Origin of the sequence: Arthrobacter sp. 135MFCol5.1, from assembly GCF_000374865.1 — a bacterium.
Classification (GTDB): domain Bacteria; phylum Actinomycetota; class Actinomycetes; order Actinomycetales; family Micrococcaceae; genus Arthrobacter.
Genome location: NZ_KB895456.1, coordinates 40,689 through 58,560 on the forward strand (window position 1 = coordinate 40,689; position 17,872 = coordinate 58,560).

The following is a 17,872-nucleotide window of genomic DNA, read 5'->3' on the forward strand; positions in this document are numbered from 1 at the left end:
AAGTGTCCCATGGCGGGGACGCAGTACGCTACGCCCCGGCGCCCGGAATTATCCGGTTAAACGCGGGGCTCAGGTCCCGGGTTCCCGGATCCGTTCCACCACGTTGGGTTTACCCCGGAATTTGTTGATCACAAGGTCCACCAGGATGCCCAGGGCTACGGCACAGACAATGGCGATCGCGGCGCCCAGGACATGGTTGTCCTCGAACCATTGGCCAAAGAACAGCCCGATCGTCACGGAGTATCCGGCCCACAGGCTTGCGGAAAGGACCGTCAGCCCCACGAACCGCAGGTGGGGATAGTGGGTGACTCCGGCGGTCAGGTTGACCGCCACGCGGCCGATCGGAACGAACCGGGCCACCAGGATCAGCGACGCCGGCCGCTTGCGCAGTTCCCGGCCCGCCCAGCGGAAGGCGGCCTGCATCCGCGGTCCGCGCATCCAGGCCCAGCGGGTGGTGCCCACCCGCCGGCCCAGGAGGTAGGCAATGTTGTCGCCCGCGAAGGCTCCGGCGGCAGCCACCCCTGCCAAGAGCAGGGGGTTGGGGACATCCGCGGTGGCGGCGACGGCGGCGAGGCCCACCACCACGGATTCACTGGGCACGGGCGGGAAGAAGCCGTCAATGACGCAGCACGCCAGCACCAGGACCAGCACCCAGGGCTGTCCGGCTGCGGTGAGGATGAAGTCGTTGATGGCCTGCATTGGTACCTATGCTATGCGGTCAATGATGAGCTGCTGGGCAGGCCGTGAACCATCCGGCGCGATGACCACCGCGTGTTCGAGGGCTTCCCGGGCGCGGGCAAACCGGTCCGGTGTGTCCGTGAGCAGGGTCATCAAGGGTTCCCCGGCCCTGACGGTGGCGCCCGGTTTGGCATGCATCCGCACCCCGGCCCCGGCTTGGACGGCATCCTCCTTGCGGGCACGGCCGGCCCCCAGCCGCCAGGCGGCAACCCCGACGGCCAGGGCGTCGAGTTCCACCAGCACTCCGTCTGCGGGGGCGTAGACGACGTCGGATTCCCTGGCTGCCGGGAGGGGGGCATGCGGATCGCCACCCTGGGCGGAGATCATCCGGTTCCAGACGTCCATGGCGCGGCCGTCCTTGAGCGCGGCGGCGGGGTCGGCGTCGTGCACTCCTGCAGCGGCGAGCATCTCTTCGGCGAGCCTGACGGTCAACTCCACCACGTCTTCCGGTCCGCCACCGGCGAGGACCTCCACGGACTCCTCGACTTCGATGGCGTTGCCGGCTGTGAGGCCCAGTGGCGTGTTCATGTTGGTCAGCAGCGCAACCGTGTTGACGCCGGCGTCCTTGCCCAGGGCCACCATGGTCTCGGCCAGTTCCCGGGCCCGGGACTCATCCTTCATGAACGCTCCGCTGCCCACTTTGACGTCCAGGACCAGCGAGCCCGTGCCCTCGGCGATCTTCTTGCTCATGATGGACGAGGCGATGAGCGGGATGGCTTCCACGGTGCCGGTCACGTCACGCAGCGCGTAAAGCTTCTTGTCCGCCGGGGCCAGGCCTGCGCCGGCGGCGCAGATCACTGCCCCGACGTCCTGGAGTTGGGCCAGGATCTCACCGTTGGTCAGGTTTGCGCGCCACCCGGGAATCGACTCAAGCTTGTCCAGGGTGCCGCCCGTGTGGCCCAGGCCGCGGCCGGAGAGCTGCGGGACGGCGACGCCGAACACTGCCACGAGCGGGGCCAACGGCAGGGTGATCTTGTCCCCTACCCCGCCGGTGGAGTGCTTGTCCGTGGTGTACTTCAGGCCGCCATCGGGGCGCCGAAGGCTGGAAAAGTCCATTCGCTCCCCGGACGCGATCATGGCGGCGGTCCAGCGGGCAATTTCCGCCCGGTCCATGCCGTTGAGCAGGATGGCCATGTTCAGGGCCGCCATCTGTTCATCGGCAATGGCTCCACGCGTGTAGGCGTCGATGGTCCAGTCGATCTGTTCGGGGCTCAGAGTGCCTTTGTCCCGCTTGATGCGGATGATGTCCACGGCATCGAATGCCTCGGCGTTGCTGGTGGTTTGGGTCACCGGATCTCCTCCAGATGTTGGGGGCCAAATGCGTCGGGCAGCACCTGGTCCATCGTCCTGATGCCTTGGGTGGTCATGACTTCCATCTCCGGGGCGCGGAATTCGTACAGCAGCTGGCGGCAGCGGCCGCACGGCATCAGGACCGTGCCGCCGGCGTCGACGCAGTAGAAGGCGCGCAATTGGCCGCCGCCGGTCATGTGCAGGTTGCCTACCAAGGCGCATTCGGCGCAGAGGGTGAGGCCGTAGCTGGCGTTCTCGACGTTGCAGCCGCTGACGATCCGGCCATCCGTGGTGAGGGCGGCCGCCCCCACCGCGAAATTCGAATACGGCGCGTAGGCATTTGCCATTGCGGCAACGGCGGCAGCCTCGAGGGCGGCCCAATCGACGCCGGTACCTCCGCCGGGCTTGCCTTGATTGCCGGGGGCTCCGGTTTCTGTCACCGTGGTCACCCCTTGACGTATGGGATGCCGTCGGCTGCGGGCGGCCGGGACCGCCCCACGAGGCCGGCCACGGCGATGACGGTCAGGGCGTAGGGGAGCATCGCCATGAACTGGCTGGGCACGGGCGAACCAATGATGGTGATGATGCTCTGCAGGTTGTCGGCGAACCCGAAGAGCAGGGCGGCCAGGAAGGCCCCGATGGGATTCCAGCGCCCGAAGATCATGGCGGCAAGGGCGATGTAGCCGCGACCGCCGGACATGTCCTTGCTGAAGGCGTCCACCGACACCAGGGTGAAGAAGGAACCGCCGATTCCAGCGATCGCGCCGCCCATCAGGACGTTGATGAAGCGGGTGCGGTTGACGTTGATGCCCACGGTGTCCGCCGCCTGGGGGTGTTCGCCGACGGCGCGCACCCGCAGGCCCCATTTGGTGTGGAACAGCCCGACGTAGACCACGATCACGGCCACGTACATGAGGTAGCCCACCAGGGACTGGCGGAACAGGATGGGTCCGATGATCGGGATGTCGGCAAGGAACGGGATATCCACTGCCTGGAGCCGGCCGGGCTTGTTGAGATTTTCCGGGTCCGCCGTGAGCAGGGTGGAGAACAGGAAGCTGGTGAGGCCGCTGATCAGGACGTTGAGGACCACGCCGACGATGATCTGGTTGACGAGGTACTTGATGCTCACCACGGCCAGGACCAGGGACACGAGTGCACCGGCGACGGCCGCCGAAATGAGTCCGACGTAGACATTGCCTGTCACGGTGGCTACGACGGCGGCGGAGAACGCACCGAGCAGGAGCTGTCCTTCGATGGCGATGTTGACCACGCCGGCCCGTTCGCACAGCACTCCGGACAGCGAGCCGAACACCAGTGGTACGGCCAGTGTCACCGCTCCTGCCATCAGGCCGCCCAGGGAAATGGACGGTTCGGGGTCACGGCCGCCGGCGACGATCCAGATCATGAACCCGACCAGGAAGACGACGGCGAAGAGACCGCCCAGCCATCCGGGGGTGCGCCGCCGCTGCAGGGTCAGCAGGATGGCGTACCCGGCCAGGCCGAGCAGCAAGAGGGCGCAAATCCAGCCGAAGACCATCGAGGGCACGGTGATCTTCTCCACCTGGGCAACGCCGAGGGCGGCGAGGCCCAGGACGACGACGGCAGCGATGGTGGTGGCGGGAATCCAGCGGTCCACTCCCCCGCCCTCGCGGCGCTGGCTGATCCAGCGGTAGCCGAGGTATCCGGCGGCAGCCAGCGCCACGACAAGGGTGACCCAGGCTGCGGTGGACGAGGCGTTTGGGTCGCGGGCTTCGGCGATCCGGAACCCGGCGGATTTTGTGTTGGCGAGGAATCCAAACAGCACGGTGCCCAGGATGGCGAGCAGGCCCAGGCCGACGCCGGCCTTCCAGCTCACCAGTTCCGTTGTCGCTGCCCGGCCTGCGGCACGGTTGGCTCCGGTGGTTTTCCCGGTTCCAGGTTGTTTGCTCGCGGGAGATTGTGTGGTGGCGCTCATGCTGCCGCTCCGCTCTTGACGCCGCCGGTATGCGAACCTGCGGTCCCACTTGTGGTGGTCTTCTTCTTACGGGGGTTGAGTCCGAATATCGCACGGACCAGCGGCGGTGCTGCGATGAACAACACGATCAGGGACTGGATGACGAGCACAATGTCGATGGGGGTTTGCGTCTGTGCCTGCATTGCCACGCCGCCGGCGCGGAAAGCGCCGAACAGCAGGCCCGCAAAGAAGGTTCCCCACGGCGTGGAGCGTCCCAGCAGAGCGACGGTGATGGCGTCAAAGCCGATGGAAGCGGCCACACCGCCGGAGAGGTACTTTTCCGTGCCGGACACCTGCGCCACCCCGGCCAGGCCGGCCAGCGCACCCGCGATCGCCATCACCAGGATGGTGCTGCGGGCAACGTTGATGCCGGCGGTACGGGCCGCGTTCGGGTTCGCCCCAACGGCGCGGAACTCAAAACCGACCGTGGAGCGGTTCAGCAGCCACCAGACGAAGGCGGTGGCCGCTATCGCAACCAGGAACCCGGCGTGCAGGCGGAACTGGGGTCCGAGCAGTTCGGGGAACAACGCGGTGGAGTCAAGGAACGGGGAGATCGGGTTGGTGGAACCCTTGCGCTGGAAAGCGGGGGTGGTGAGCAGGAAGAGCAGCAGGAAGTTGGCGATGTAGTTGAGCATGATGGTCACGATCACCTCGTGGGCGCCGGTCCGCGCCTTCAGCAGGCCCACGACGCCACCCCAGACCGCGCCGCCAACCAGGCCGGCGAGGATGACGACCAGCAGGTGCAGGCCGATGGGCAGGTGCCAGGCGAAGCCAACGTAGGCGCCGAAGAGCGCACCGAAGATGATCTGCCCCTGGGCGCCAATGTTGAACAGGCCGGCGCGGAACGCCAACGCGACGCCGAGCCCGGCACAAATAAGCGGAGTTGCGACCGTGAGGGTCTCGGTGATCGGGTACAGCTGGGCGGCCAGGTCGGCGCCGGCCCAGTTGAAGATGGACCCCTGCACCAGTGCGGTATAGGGACGGATGACCTCGGTCAGGAGGTCTCCGGGCTGGGCAAAAAAGTAACCGGCCGTGACGGCGACCTTGGGGTTGGTCACCGCCATCAGGATGCCGCCGAGCACGATGGCCAGCAGCACGGAGAGGAAGGAGACCATGGCGTTGCCGGTGAAGATCTGGTGCAGGACGGATCCGTCACCGTCCCGGTGGTCCCGGCCGCGCAGCTGGGTGGCCGCCGGAACGGCGGACGGCGGCATCTGGCCGCCGGCGGTGTCGAGCGCGACGTCGGAGGCGACGGCCTCGGAGGTGGTGCCGCCTGGCACCTGGGTCGGGGCGGGCTCCGGGGCGCTGTTATTGCCTGTGGCCAGCGGGTCCGGGGTTGTCTTCTCAGACATGGGTTTCTCCTTCGTGGCCGGCAGGCTCAGATACCGTCGGTGCGGCCGTTACGCCGGAAGCATGGGCGGAGGCGTTGGCTTCGGCTTCCGCGGCCGGGACACCGGCCATCATCAGGCCCAGGACGTCGCGGGACGTGGTGGCGGGGACGATTCCCACCAGCCGGCCGCGGTAGAGCACCGCGATCCGGTCTGCCAGCTGCAGTACTTCGTCAAGTTCCGTGGACACGATCATGACGGGTGTTCCGTGGTCGCGTTCGGCGATGACGCGCTTGTGGACGAATTCGATCGAGCCGACGTCAAGCCCGCGCGTGGGCTGCGAGGCAATAAACAGGCGGAGCGGGCGGGAGAGCTCACGGGCCAGGACGACCTTCTGCTGGTTGCCGCCGGAGAGGGTGCCCACCGCGGCGGATACGGAGGGCGTGCGGACATCGAATTCCTCGACCTTCTTGGCAGCGTTCTCCGCGATGAGGCCCGGTTTCATCCCCACGCCGCGGGCGAAGGGTGCCTTGTCGTAGAGGTCCAGGATCATGTTCTCGGCGATGGTGAACGTGCCTACCAGGCCGTCAAGGGTGCGGTCCTCGGGGACGAAGCCCACACCCGCACCGAGCACATGCTTAACGCTCTTGCCCAACAATTCCTCGCCGTCGAGCGTGATGGACCCGGCCACGTGCGGCTGCACGCCAAGGATCGCCTCGGTCAGCTCCGTCTGGCCGTTGCCTTGCACTCCGGCGATGGCGAGCACCTCGCCCTTGGCGATGTCGAATGACAGGTCATCGACCACGTGCTGTCCATTGTGGTCGGTGACGGTCAGGTTGCGGACCTTGAAGGTCACCTCACCCGTCTTGGCCGGCGCCTTGTCAAGCGTCAGGCTCACGGTGCGGCCCACCATGGCGGACGCCAGTTCGGTGGGGGAAGCTGTGGGGTCCGCCTGCCCCACCACCTTGCCGCGCCGGATGACCGTGATGGTGTCCGAGATGGCCTTGACTTCGCGCAGTTTGTGGGAGATGAAGACGATCGACTTCCCGTCGCGCTTCAGCTGCCGGATGATGTCCAGGAGTTCGTCGGTCTCCTGCGGCGTCAACACGGCGGTGGGTTCGTCGAGGATGAGCACCTCGGCATCTCGAACCAGTGCCTTGATGATCTCGACCCGCTGCTGGACGCCAACGGGCAGGTCCTCCACCATGGCGTCGGGGTCGACGTCGAAGCCGTACTGGTCCGAAATGCGGCGGATCTTCTCGCGCGTAGCTTCCAGGTTGAGCAGGCCGGCGGCCTTGGTGGTCTCATTGCCCAGCGCCACATTCTCGGCCACGCTGAAGACCGGGATGAGCATGAAGTGCTGGTGGACCATTCCGATGCCGGCCGCCATGGCCTCGCCGGGGTCTTTGAAGACGACAGGCTTGCCATCGACCAGGATTTCGCCTTCGGTCGGATCGTACAGGCCGTAGAGCACGTTCATCAGGGTGGATTTCCCTGCGCCGTTCTCGCCCAGGAGGCAGTGCACCTGCCCCGGTTCGACGACCAAATCGATGTGGTCATTGGCTACCAGGGACCCGAATCGCTTCGTGATCCCCTTCAGTTCGAGTTTCAAAACCCCAACCAATCTGTGTGTGTATGGATCTGCTCCGCCGCGCTGTCGGCGGCAAGGCAGCGGGTAGTCCCAGCCTAGTGTTACGGGTGGTTTCTGGGCAGGGCGGGCAGGCAGGAAAAGTAACGCCTGCGTGGCGCTGGCAAGCGTGCGTTGCCAGCAAAACAGAACGCGCTGCCCTCCGGCCGGGGTAACGGCGGAAGGGCAGCGCGCCCCGCTGTTCAGTGGTTACTTGGTGGGGCTGGACTTCGACTCGACCTTGACGGTGCCGGAGATGATGTCCTTCTTCAGCTGGTCCAGTTCGCTCTTGAGGTCCGCCGGCACGGCGGAATCGAGGTCGTGGAAGGGAGCCAGGGCAACGCCGCCGTTTGCAAGGGTTCCGATGTACGGCGAGGCGTCGAATTTGCCGTCCTTGTCGTCCTTTATGACCGTCTCCACAGCGGTGGCCATGGTCTTCTGGACAGAAGAAAGGATCACGGACTTGTAGTCGGGGGCCGTCAGGTAGCCATCGGAGTCAACCCAGATGAGCTTGGCATCCTTGCCCTTGGACTTGGCGTCGAGGATCGCGCTGCCCGCGCCGCTGCCGACGGGTCCGGCCACGGGAAGGACGATATCTGCGCCCTGGTCGAGGAAGCCCTGGGTGAGGACCTTGCCCTTGTCCACCTGCTTGAAGTCGCCGACGAAGGTGCCGTCCTGCTTGTCCTTGTCCCAGCCGATGAGCTGGACGCTCTTGCCCTTCTTTTCGTTGTAGTACTTCACGCCGTCGGCAAAACCGTCCATGAAGATGGTGACGGTGGGGATGTTGATGCCGCCGAAGGTTGCCACCTTGCCGGTCTTGGACGTGCCTGCTGCCAGGTAGCCGGCCAGGAACGCGGCCTGGGCCGTGTCATAGACGATCGGCTTGACGTTCTTGGGGAAGGTGGGGTCGTTGTAGTCGATGATCGCGAAGTGGCTGTTCGGGTTGGCCGTCGCGATGGACTTGGTGGCATCGCCGAGCAGGAACCCGACGGTCACGGTGAGCTTGCAGCCCTGCTGGACCATGGAGCGGAGGTTGGGGTCGTAGTCGGTGTCAGCCTTGGACTGGACGTGCTTCTCCTTGATGCCAAGGTCCTTCACGGCGGCCTGCAGTCCCTCGTAGCCGGACTGGTTGAACGACTTGTCGTCGAATCCACCGGAGTCGGACACCATGCAGGCGGTGTAGTCCGAGGCGGTGGCTGAACCCGAGGGGCCGGACGCGGACGGGGCGGCCCCGCAGCCGGTCAGCAGCAAGGCGGACGCACCGAGGGTGGCCACACCGGCCATTGAACCGCGCTTGAAGCCGGCACGCAGTGATTTCTTCAATTTTCCTCCAGGGATGATGCGAGTGGCACTACGGGCTGAGATTCAATGAGTGTCCGTTTCGGCGCTGAAATTCTGTTTTCACTGAAGGCACGCAGCACTGCGCCGGAGCGCACTGATGGCACTTACTTTAGTGGCCTGCGCCACGTCCCCATAGCACGTCGGAAGCTGACCCCGAAGATTGTTTACAAGTTGTTACCAAGCAGTAGAGGCGCCTCCAAAGGAGGCGCCCCTACTGCTGATTGTTCTTTAGTTGTGAGCGCCGGGCTACAGCCGGACGAGCATCTTTCCGGTGTTCGCACCGTCCAGGAGATCCATGAACGCCTGCGGCGCGTTCTCCAGTCCGTCCACGATCGTCTCGTCGTAGCGCACGGTGCCGTCGGCCAGCCAGGCGGACATCTTCTCGGCAAACTCCGCCGCGTGCTGCCGCTGACCGCCTACCAGGAAGCCGCGGAGCGTCAGTTGCTTGCCGATGGCCTGCATCAGGTTGTGGGGCGCCGGAGTCGGTTCGGTGGAGTTGTACTGCCGATGGCACCGCACATTGCCACCCGGCCGCCGACGTTGAGGACCGCCAGGGCCGCCTCGAGGTGTTCGCCGCCGACGTTGTCGAAGTAGACGTCGATGCCGGCTGGGCCGGCGGCCTTCTGCAGCTGGTCCAGCACGGGACCATCGTGGTAGTCGAAGGCTGCGTCGAAACCGAGCTCCAGCAGCCGGGCCACCTTGGCCGGCGAACCGGCGGAGCCGATCACGCGGGAGGCGCCCATGGCCTTGGCGATCTGGCCAACCAGGGAGCCCACCGCGCCGGCGGCACCGGAGACGAACACGGCGTCCCCCGGCTTGAATTCGGCGACCTTCAAGAGGCCGGAGTAGGCGGTCAGCCCGGTCATGCCCAGGGCGCCGAGGAAGGCGGAAGCCGGGGCCAGGTCAGTTCGGGCCGGGGTGGCTGCAGCGCCGTCAACCACGGCGTACTCCCGCCAGCCGAGGGAATGCAGGACGACGTCGCCCTCCTGGTGTGCCGACGAACGGGACGCGACCACCTCGCCTACCGCGCCGCCGTCGAGCGCCTTGCCCACGGCAAACGGCGCGGAGTAGGACTTCACGTCATTCATCCGGCCCCGCATGTAGGGGTCGACCGACATGAAGAGGTTCCGGACCAGGATCTGGCCGTCCTCGAGGGCGGGCAGCGGGGACTCGGCGAGCTCGAAGTTATCGCTGGCAGGACGGCCTACAGGGCGCGAGGCCAGGCGGATTTCACGGGTGCTGGTGGCAAGTGCGGTGCTCATGCTGCGTACTCCAAAATCTTGATGTCGACGATGATGTTGCCCCGGGTGGCGTTCGAGTAGGGGCACACTTCATGCGCCTTGGCCACCAGTTCCTCGGCGGTGGAAAGGTCCAGCGCCGGGAGGGCGATTTCCAGTTCGGCGGCAAGCCCGAAGCCCGTTCCGCCGTCCAGCTGTCCCAGGTGGACTTTCGCCGCAACGGCCGAATCGGTGAGGTCGGCGCCTGCCTTGCGGCCCACCAGGCGCAGTGCGGAGTGGAAGCAGGCGGCGTACCCGGCGGCGAAAAGCTGTTCAGGGTTGGTCCCGCGGCCGCTGCCGCCCAGCTCCACGGGGCTGGCCAGGTCCACGGCCAGCTTGCCGTCGTTGCTGCGTGCGGTGCCGTCACGGCCTTCGCCGGAGGCAAGCGCCTCGGCGGTGTAGAGAGTCTTCACGAAAAATGTCCGTCCTGTAGGTGGGATGGTGCAGGGTGGCGCGCCGCTTAGAGCGACTGGTGCAGTGCGGCCGTGAGCTTGCCCAGGGTGGCGCGCAGTTGTTCGAGCTCTCCGTGCGAGAGCCCTGCGGCGTCAGCCAGCCGCTGCGGGATGGCCCGGGCCGGGACGCTGAGTTCCCGGCCTGCCGTCGTGAGGTGAATGGCAACGCGCCGTTCGTCCTCGCCTGACCGGCGGCGTTCCACGAGCCCCAGTGCTTCCAGCCGCTTGAGAAGGGGCGACAGGGTCCCCGAGTCCAGCCCGAGCTCCCCGCCAAGTTCCTTGACCCCGCGGGGCTCGTCCTCCCACAGCACCAGCATCACCAAGTACTGCGGGTAAGTGAGCCCCAGTTCATCCAGCACTGGCCGGTACACGGCGGTGGCGGCCCGGGAAGCCGAATACAAAGCAAAACACACTTGGCGGTCCAGGCGGGGAGCTTCGGTCATGAGAAAACAATAGCCCACAATTAGATTGTGCACAACTCAACTGGACTCACGAGACCATCCCGTTGACCGTCGTCGTGATCCACCAGCGTTACCGGCGCCGGCGCAAACAAGCCGCCACGGCACGGACGCGGCGTGGACGGCGCGCCGGGCGGCTACAGCGCGGGCGGCTGCTCGATGTCCCTGATGGTCCTCAACGCTGCCGCGGTGAGCACGCGGATCCCCAGGCCCAGCGATCGCTCGTCCAGGATGTAATCGCCGCGGTGGAGGTCGTAGTCCTCCCCGCCCGGCGTCTTGGTGCCCAGGCGCATCATGGCTCCCGGAAGTTCCGCAAGGAACCAGGCAAAGTCCTCGCCACCCATGGATTGCGGGGTCAGCACCACGGCGCTTTCGCCGATCTCTGCGCGCGCAGCCGCCTCGATAATCGCCGTTTCGTGTTCCGAGTTCACCACGGGCGGCACTCCCCTGGTGTGCTCCAGGTGGACGTCCACCCCATACGGCGCGGCCACCTGGTGGACCACCTCGTCGAGGAGTTCGCCGGCGGCGTGCCAGGCGTCACGGTCCAGGCAGCGCATGGTTCCGGCCATGTAGCCCGAGCCGGGAATGGCATTGGGCGCCGATCCGGCGGTGATCTGGCCCCACACCACGGACACGCCACTGCGGACGTCCACCCGGCGGGACAGGACGGCCGGAACGTTGACGGCGATCTGGGCAAGCGCGAAGACGAGATCCTCGGTGAGGTGCGGTCGGGACGTGTGGCCGCCGCGGCCGGACAGTTCAATCCGGATGGTGTCCGAGGCCGAGGTGATGGCGCCAATCCGGGTTCCGACCTTGCCCACTTCGATGCGGGGGTCGCAGTGCAGCGCGAGGATCCTGGGAACTCCCTCCAGCACGCCCTGCTCAATGCACGCGTGCGCCCCGCCGGGCATGGTTTCCTCAGCGGGCTGGAAGATGATCCGCACCGTCGCGCCCAGGGGCGATTCCTCGTGCATGCGCTGCAACACCAGGGCAATACCCAGCATGGTGGTGGTGTGCACGTCGTGGCCGCAGGCGTGGGTGACGCCGTGGTTCTTGGACGCGAAAGCCAGGCCGGTTTCCTCGATGATGGGGAGGGCGTCGATGTCACCCCGCAGCGCGGTGGCGATGGGGCCTTCGCCGACGTCCACGGTCAGGCCGGTGCCTTCGAGCCGGCGGGGGCTCAGCCCGGCGGCCTCCAGCCTCTCCGCAAGCTTGTCGGTGGTTCGGAACTCCTTGAAGGAAAGCTCAGGGTGCGCATGGAGGTCCCGCCGGAATTCGATCAGTTCCGGCAGGAGCGGTTCAAGCCACGGCGCCACCAAGGCGGTGGGCTCGGCTTCAGTAGTGTAATTGCGCACTGTTTTACTCTAGCGATCACGGCCCCGATAAGGGCCATTCACTGACGCCCCGTTACAACGTGAACCTGCCGGCGCCGTGACGCGCCGGCAGGTAGGGCGATCAAAGGACGTCCGTGTCCCCGCTGGCCTTGAGGGCGTCGACCGCTGCCTTGACCCGCTGGGAGTTGGCCATGGTGGTGACCAGCAGCGCGTCCGGCGTATCCACGATGACCACATCCTGGATGCCGATCAGGGCGATGACCCGCTTGGTGTCTGTGACCACCACACCGCTTGAGTTCTCCGTGAATACCCGCGCTCCTTCGCCCAGGACGGTGACGTCGTCCACTTCCTTGGCGCTGTTGAGCCGCCCGACGGAGGCAAAGTCGCCAACGTCGTCCCAGCGGAAGGTCCCGGGCACGACGGCGACGTCCCCGGCTTCGGCGGCGGGCTCGGCCACTGCGTAGTCGATGGCGATCTTGGGCAGGGTGGGCCAGATCCGGGCAGTGACCTCGTCGCGTTCGGGGGTGTCCCAGGCCTGCGCGATTTCCTGCAGGCCCTTGAACAGCTCCGGCTGGTTGGCCTCGAGGTGCTTGAGCATCAGTGCCACGGGGGCTACGAACATGCCGGCGTTCCACACGTAGTCACCGCTGTCGACGTACTGCTGGGCCACCACTTCGTCGGGCTTTTCGACGAATTCCACCACATCGTGGGCGCTCGGAGCTCCGTCGATGTGCAATTCCTTGCCGGAGCGGATGTACCCGAACCCGGTGGACGGGTGCGTGGGCTTGATGCCGATGGTCACGATCTTGCCGGCCGCGGCGGTATGGATTGCCTCCCGGACGGCGTCCTGGAAGAGGTGGTCCGGGCTGATCACCTGGTCGGCGGCGAAGGACCCCATGATGGTGTCCGGGTCCCGCGCGTGCAGGATGGCCGCGGCGAGGCCGATCGCCGCTGCGGAGTCCTTGGGCTCCGATTCCAGGACAAGGTCCGCGTCCTGGACCTCGGGAAGCTGGCGGCACACGGCGTCGCGGTGCGCTTTTCCGGTGACCACCAGCACCCGGCTGCCCGCGAGCGGGTGGAGCCGGTCGTAGGTGGCACGCAGCAGGGTGCTGCCCGATCCTGTGAGATCGTGAAGGAACTTGGGAGCTGCTGCTCGTGACAGGGGCCAGAGGCGGGTCCCCACTCCGCCTGCCGGAATCACCGCAATGAAGCGGTCAAGGGGTGAGGCCGGGCTTGTCACTTTGTCTGTACTCATCACCGCTACTTTAGCTGACGGCCCACGGCCGGCGGCGGCGGCCCGCCACGGGCTGTCCACCGGCGCGCTCCGTCATCGCATGGCCCAAATCACCGCATCCGTGTGGCGTTCGTCTCATTCTCGCCGAAAAACCGCCCCAGCACTGGTCTCCAAGAATCTCCTAAATTGAATAAGCTGTAAGCGAAGCCTAGATTTAGGCCTGAGCTACGAGTGCTCTCGCAGCAGGCGTTCCCCCCGCATGGATCTCATGCCAGCGCCGCTGTGTTGCAGGGAGGTTTATCAGTGCCGACAAAACCAGCTGGCACCTTGTACCGCGGCCGTGAAGGCATGTGGTCCTGGGTAGGACACCGCATAACCGGTGTAGTGATCTTTTTCTTCTTGTTGGTCCACGTCCTGGACACCTCCTTGGTGCGTGTGTCGCCGGAGGCCTACACCGCTGTGATCGGCGCCTACAAGAACCCGCTGATGGCGCTGGGCGAGACCGGGCTTGTGGCCGCGATCGTGTTCCACGCCTTCAATGGCTTGCGGATCATCGCGGTCGACTTCTGGAAGAAGGGCGCCAAGTACCAGCGGCAGATGCTGTGGGCAGTCCTGGCCCTCTGGATCGTGACCATGCTTGCGTTCTCCATCCGCCACCTGTCCCTCGCCCTCGGAGGTCACTAAGCCATGACTGCAACCATCGAGAGCCCCCGCAGCGGCCGGGTAGCTCCCCAGTACCGCCGCAGCGGCGGTTCGCGCGGCAACTTCGAGATGATCGCCTGGCTGTTCATGCGCCTCTCCGGCGTGGTGCTGGTGGTCCTCATCTTCGGGCACCTGTTCGTGAACCTCATGGTCGGCGAAGGCATCCATGCCATTGACTTCGGTTTCGTCGCCGGCAAGTGGGCGGACCCGTTCTGGCAGTTCTGGGACCTGGCCATGCTGTGGCTGGCAATGCTGCACGGCACCAATGGCGTGCGGACCATCATTAACGACTACGCCGAAAAGACGGGGACGCGGCGCTGGTTGAAGACCGTCCTCTACGCAGCCGCCGTGGTCATCATCCTGCTGGGCACCCTGGTGATCTTCACCTTCAACCCCTGCCCCGTGGTGGACGGCGTGGCCCTTCCGGGCGGATTCTGCCCTGCCTAGTCCAGGCACAACCCCGGGCCCGCGGGCTTACCCGCGGGCCCTGTTTTGCGGAGCAGGCGAAGCCGCCCCGTTGTTTGATAGCGAATTTTGAGAGAAAGAGCGTCTGGTATGCAGGTCCATAAGTACGACGTCGTCATCGTCGGTGCCGGTGGCGCTGGCATGCGCGCCGCGATCGAGTCCGGTCAGCGCGCGCGCACAGCAGTACTGACCAAGCTCTACCCCACCCGCTCGCACACGGGTGCGGCGCAGGGTGGCATGTGTGCAGCCCTTGCCAATGTCGAGGAAGACAACTGGGAATGGCACACGTTCGACACCGTCAAGGGCGGCGACTACCTGGTTGACCAGGACGCTGCAGAGGTCATGGCGAAGGAAGCCATCGACGCCGTGCTGGACCTCGAGAAGATGGGCCTGCCGTTTAACCGCACGCCCGAGGGACGCATTGACCAGCGGCGCTTCGGCGGCCACACCCGCGACCACGGCAAGGCTCCCGTGCGCCGCGCCTGCTACGCCGCAGACCGCACCGGCCACATGATCCTGCAGACCCTGTACCAAAACTGTGTCAAGCACAACGTTGAGTTCTACAACGAGTACTACGTCCTGGACCTGCTGACGGTCGAAGAGGATGCTGTCCGCGAGGACGGCACGCCCTACAAGCAGAAGCGTGTGGCCGGCGTCGTGTCCTACGACCTCGCCTCCGGTGAACTGCACGTCTTCCAGGCCAAGTCCGTGGTGTTCGCCTCCGGCGGCGCCGGCAAGGTCTTCAAGACCACCTCGAACGCACACACCCTCACGGGTGACGGCATGGGCATCGCCTTCCGCCGCGGCATCCCGCTGGAGGACATGGAATTCTTCCAGTTCCACCCCACCGGCCTTGCCGGCCTCGGCATCCTGCTCTCCGAAGCAGCCCGTGGTGAAGGTGCCATCCTGCGCAACTCCGAGGGTGAGCGCTTCATGGAGCGCTACGCTCCCACCATCAAGGACCTGGCGCCCCGCGACATCGTGGCCCGCTCCATGGCCAACGAAGTCCGTGAAGGCCGCGGCTGCGGTCCGAACAAGGATTACGTGCTCCTGGACCTGACCCACCTGGAACCGGCGCACATTGACGCCAAGCTCCCGGACATCACCGAGTTCGCCCGGACCTACCTGGGCGTGGAACCGTACACCGAGCCCGTACCGGTGTTCCCCACGGCCCACTACGCCATGGGCGGTATTCCGACGAACATTCAAACCGAGGTACTGCAGGACAACGACACCGTGGTGCCGGGCCTCTACGCCGCCGGTGAAGTGGCATGCGTGTCCGTCCACGGCTCCAACCGCCTGGGCACCAACTCCCTGCTGGACATCAACGTCTTCGGCAAGCGGGCCGGCGTGGCCGCCGCCGAGTACGCGAAGACTGCCGACTTCGTGGAGCTGCCGGAGAACCCGTTGGCTTACACCACCGAGCTTCTGGACATTGCCCGCAACGGCACCGGTGACGAAAAGGTTGCCCAGATCCGCAAGGAACTGCAGGACACCATGGACGCCAACATGCAGGTGTTCCGTACCGCCGATACCCTGAACCAGGTGCTGCGCGACATCGCCTCCTTCGAGGAGCGGTACAAGCGCATCAACGTCCAGGACAAGGGCAAGCGGTTCAACCTGGACCTGCTCGAGGCCGTTGAGCTCGGCTTCCTGCTGGAACTGGCCAAGGTGATGACCGTGGCTGCCCTGCACCGTGAGGAATCCCGCGGCGGCCACTTCCGCGAGGACTTCCCCGAGCGTGACGACGAGAAATTCATGAAGCACTCCATGGCGTACAAGGATGACCATGCGCCGGCCGACGGATCGGCGGAATCAATCGCCGGCATCCGCCTCGCCACCAAGCCGGTTGTCTTTACCCGCTACGAGCCGATGGTGAGGAAGTACTAAGATGACCGCTGAAATCGCTGAGCCAGCCTCAAAGGTTGAACTGCCTGCCGGCGTTGGCGGGGGCGGGGAAATCCCCACGTTCGATGTCCACCTGCGGGTCCGCCGGTACAACCCGGAGGTCTCCGAGGAAGCCACCTGGGACGACTTCCACCTCACCATGTACGGCACGGACCGTGTCCTGGACGCCCTGCACAAGGTGAAGTGGGAGACGGACGGAACCCTCTCCTTCCGGCGCTCCTGTGCCCACGGCGTGTGCGGTTCCGATGCCATGCGCATTAACGGCCGCAACCGCCTCGCGTGCAAGACCCTCCTGAAGGACCTGGATACGTCCAAGCCCATCACGGTGGAGCCCATCAAGGGCCTGCCGGTGGAGAAGGACTTGATCGTGGACATGGAGCCGTTCTTCCAGTCATACCGCGAAGTCATGCCCTTCCTGATCAACAAGGGCCACGAGCCCACCCGGGAGCGCCTGCAGTCCGCCGAGGACCGTGAACGCTTCGACGACACCACCAAGTGCATCCTGTGTGCTGCGTGCACGTCCTCCTGCCCGGTGTTCTGGACGGACGGGCAGTACTTCGGGCCCGCCGCGATCGTCAACGCCCACCGTTTCATCTTCGATTCCCGTGATGACGCCGGCGACATGCGCCTGGAGATCCTGAACGACAAGGAAGGCGTGTGGCGCTGCCGCACCACCTTCAACTGCTCAGAGGCTTGCCCCCGCGGCATCCAGGTGACCCAGGCCATCGCAGAGGTCAAGCAGGCCATCCTCGCCCGCAAGATCTAGCAGGTCCAACAACAGCAAGAACGGCCGACGGCGTCACTCACCACATGTGGTGGGGGCGCCGTCGTTGTTTCTCCCCACCCGTCCCCTGACCGTGCACGCCTGGCCCGGGAACCCGGCGGGCGTGGGAGCACAGCCATTCCTACCAAGCGAAAGGGAACAGCATGTCCCGCTCCGAAAAAGTATCCTTCGCAGGCTCAACCGGTGAGACGCTGTCCGGAATAATCGACGTCCCGGAAGGCGCGGTCAAGGGCTGGGGAGTGTTTTCGCATGGGTTCACGCTCGGCAAGGACAGCCCGTCCGCGTCCCGGATGTGCAAGGCACTGGCGGACAGCGGCATTGGCATGCTGCGGTTCGACAACCTTGGCCTGGGCGGCTCGGCCGGCGAATGGTCCGCCGGCTCGTTCAGCCACAAGGTGGCCGACACGGTGAAGGCCGCGGAGTTCATGCGTGCGGAGGGGAAGGAAATCTCCCTGTTGGTGGGCCATTCCTTTGGTGGTGCCGCCGTGCTGGCGGCCGCACGGGAGATCCCCGAGCTCGACGCCGTGGCGACGGTGGGCGCGCCCTTCTCCCCCAAGCATGTGGCACACGTCTTTGACGCCGCCCTGGACCGGATCCTCAGCGAGGGGAGCGCCGAGGTGGACCTGGGCGGGAAGCGGGTGGAGATCCGCCGGCACTTCGTGGAAGACCTGGAGAACGCCGACTTGACTGACTGCATCCGGCAGCTGCACAAACCGCTGATGGTGCTGCACTCCCCCACCGACAACACCGTGGGGATCGAGAACGCCAGCACGATTTTCCAGACCGCCCGGCACCCCCGCAATTTCGTCTCCCTCGAGGGTAGCGACCATCTGCTGACGGGCAAGGGCCAGGCCGCCCGCGCGGCCCGGATCATCGCGGCGTGGGCCGACCAGTACCTCGACGCCTGAATCACGCCCCGTTCCAGGGAGCGCCCGGGCACC

16 protein-coding genes and 1 pseudogene are annotated in these 17,872 nt (G+C 65.9%); 5 read left to right on the forward strand and 12 right to left on the reverse strand.

The genetic code is table 11. The annotated features are described in order from the left end of the window. Positions 1–69 precede the first annotated feature (69 nt). The 12 genes and pseudogenes from C563_RS0110020 to C563_RS0110075 form a co-directional block, all read right to left on the reverse strand. The gene (locus C563_RS0110020) at positions 70–699 is read right to left on the reverse strand and encodes a DedA family protein (RefSeq protein WP_018761915.1); all 630 of its coding nucleotides are present in this window, start codon (positions 697–699) and stop codon (positions 70–72) included. A 6-nt stretch (positions 700–705) separates the two neighbouring features. Further along, positions 706–2,028, reverse strand: coding sequence for a thymidine phosphorylase (locus tag C563_RS0110025; protein ID WP_018761916.1), 1,323 nt, complete (start codon positions 2,026–2,028; stop codon positions 706–708). Then, positions 2,025–2,468 carry a cytidine deaminase gene (locus C563_RS0110030; RefSeq protein ID WP_155845133.1) on the reverse strand — a complete coding sequence of 148 codons (444 nt, stop codon included), beginning with the start codon at positions 2,466–2,468 and terminating at the stop codon, positions 2,025–2,027. Before C563_RS0110030 ends, C563_RS0110025 begins: the two co-directional genes overlap by 4 nt. A gap of 5 nt (positions 2,469–2,473) precedes the next feature. Beyond that, positions 2,474–3,982, reverse strand: coding sequence for an ABC transporter permease (locus tag C563_RS0110035; RefSeq protein ID WP_018761918.1), 1,509 nt, complete (start codon positions 3,980–3,982; stop codon positions 2,474–2,476). After that, the gene (locus C563_RS0110040; RefSeq protein WP_018761919.1) at positions 3,979–5,373 is read right to left on the reverse strand and encodes an ABC transporter permease; all 1,395 of its coding nucleotides are present in this window, start codon (positions 5,371–5,373) and stop codon (positions 3,979–3,981) included. Before C563_RS0110040 ends, C563_RS0110035 begins: the two co-directional genes overlap by 4 nt. Continuing rightward, on the reverse strand, positions 5,366–6,961 hold the full coding sequence (locus C563_RS0110045; protein ID WP_018761920.1) for an ABC transporter ATP-binding protein: 1,596 nt from the start codon (positions 6,959–6,961) through the stop codon (positions 5,366–5,368). Before C563_RS0110045 ends, C563_RS0110040 begins: the two co-directional genes overlap by 8 nt. A 225-nt stretch (positions 6,962–7,186) precedes the next feature. Then, the gene (locus tag C563_RS0110050) at positions 7,187–8,299 is read right to left on the reverse strand and encodes a BMP family ABC transporter substrate-binding protein (protein ID WP_018761921.1); all 1,113 of its coding nucleotides are present in this window, start codon (positions 8,297–8,299) and stop codon (positions 7,187–7,189) included. Positions 8,300–8,563: 264 nt separating this feature from the next. Continuing rightward, positions 8,564–9,579, reverse strand: a pseudogene (locus C563_RS21050) (NADP-dependent oxidoreductase). Then, positions 9,576–10,007, reverse strand: coding sequence for an organic hydroperoxide resistance protein (locus C563_RS0110060; protein WP_018761922.1), 432 nt, complete (start codon positions 10,005–10,007; stop codon positions 9,576–9,578). Before C563_RS0110060 ends, C563_RS21050 begins: the two are co-directional and overlap by 4 nt. A 47-nt stretch (positions 10,008–10,054) precedes the next feature. Beyond that, complete coding sequence (locus C563_RS0110065; RefSeq protein ID WP_018761923.1) at positions 10,055–10,489, reverse strand: MarR family winged helix-turn-helix transcriptional regulator; 435 nt, start codon at positions 10,487–10,489, stop codon at positions 10,055–10,057. 152 nt (positions 10,490–10,641) lie between these two features. Next, positions 10,642–11,859, reverse strand: a complete 1,218-nt coding sequence (locus C563_RS0110070; RefSeq protein ID WP_026264624.1) for an amidohydrolase — start codon at positions 11,857–11,859, stop codon at positions 10,642–10,644. Positions 11,860–11,959: 100 nt separating this feature from the next. Further along, positions 11,960–13,093: a mannose-1-phosphate guanylyltransferase gene (locus C563_RS0110075; protein ID WP_026264626.1), complete on the reverse strand. Its 1,134-nt coding sequence runs from the start codon at positions 13,091–13,093 to the stop codon at positions 11,960–11,962. Positions 13,094–13,375: 282 nt separating this feature from the next. On the opposite strand from C563_RS0110075, the gene sdhC reads away from it, so the two are divergent. The 5 genes from sdhC (at position 13,376) to C563_RS0110100 (ending at position 17,839) form a co-directional block, all read left to right on the forward strand. Continuing rightward, positions 13,376–13,756, forward strand: coding sequence for a succinate dehydrogenase, cytochrome b556 subunit (sdhC, locus tag C563_RS0110080; protein WP_081624141.1), 381 nt, complete (start codon positions 13,376–13,378; stop codon positions 13,754–13,756). A 3-nt stretch (positions 13,757–13,759) separates the two neighbouring features. Further along, positions 13,760–14,221, forward strand: coding sequence for a succinate dehydrogenase hydrophobic membrane anchor subunit (locus C563_RS0110085; protein ID WP_018761927.1), 462 nt, complete (start codon positions 13,760–13,762; stop codon positions 14,219–14,221). A 108-nt stretch (positions 14,222–14,329) separates the two neighbouring features. Further along, positions 14,330–16,129, forward strand: a complete 1,800-nt coding sequence (sdhA, locus tag C563_RS0110090; RefSeq protein ID WP_018761928.1) for a succinate dehydrogenase flavoprotein subunit — start codon at positions 14,330–14,332, stop codon at positions 16,127–16,129. 1 nt (position 16,130) lies between these two features. Next, positions 16,131–16,913 (forward strand): succinate dehydrogenase iron-sulfur subunit, encoded by a 783-nt coding sequence (locus tag C563_RS0110095; protein ID WP_018761929.1) that lies wholly within the window; start codon positions 16,131–16,133, stop codon positions 16,911–16,913. Positions 16,914–17,074: 161 nt separating this feature from the next. Continuing rightward, positions 17,075–17,839: an alpha/beta hydrolase family protein gene (locus C563_RS0110100; protein ID WP_018761930.1), complete on the forward strand. Its 765-nt coding sequence runs from the start codon at positions 17,075–17,077 to the stop codon at positions 17,837–17,839. Positions 17,840–17,872: the final 33 nt, after the last annotated feature.

Coding starts and splice junctions, on each gene's coding strand:
- C563_RS0110075 (WP_026264626.1), bottom strand. CDS start 13,093: ATGAGTACAGACAAAGTGACAAGCCCGGCCTCACCCCTTGACCGCTTC.
- sdhA (WP_018761928.1), top strand. CDS start 14,330: ATGCAGGTCCATAAGTACGACGTCGTCATCGTCGGTGCCGGTGGCGCT.
- C563_RS0110095 (WP_018761929.1), top strand. CDS start 16,131: ATGACCGCTGAAATCGCTGAGCCAGCCTCAAAGGTTGAACTGCCTGCC.
- C563_RS0110100 (WP_018761930.1), top strand. CDS start 17,075: ATGTCCCGCTCCGAAAAAGTATCCTTCGCAGGCTCAACCGGTGAGACG.
- C563_RS0110020 (WP_018761915.1), bottom strand. CDS start 699: ATGCAGGCCATCAACGACTTCATCCTCACCGCAGCCGGACAGCCCTGG.
- C563_RS0110035 (WP_018761918.1), bottom strand. CDS start 3,982: ATGAGCGCCACCACACAATCTCCCGCGAGCAAACAACCTGGAACCGGG.
- C563_RS0110085 (WP_018761927.1), top strand. CDS start 13,760: ATGACTGCAACCATCGAGAGCCCCCGCAGCGGCCGGGTAGCTCCCCAG.
- C563_RS0110040 (WP_018761919.1), bottom strand. CDS start 5,373: ATGTCTGAGAAGACAACCCCGGACCCGCTGGCCACAGGCAATAACAGC.
- C563_RS0110065 (WP_018761923.1), bottom strand. CDS start 10,489: ATGACCGAAGCTCCCCGCCTGGACCGCCAAGTGTGTTTTGCTTTGTAT.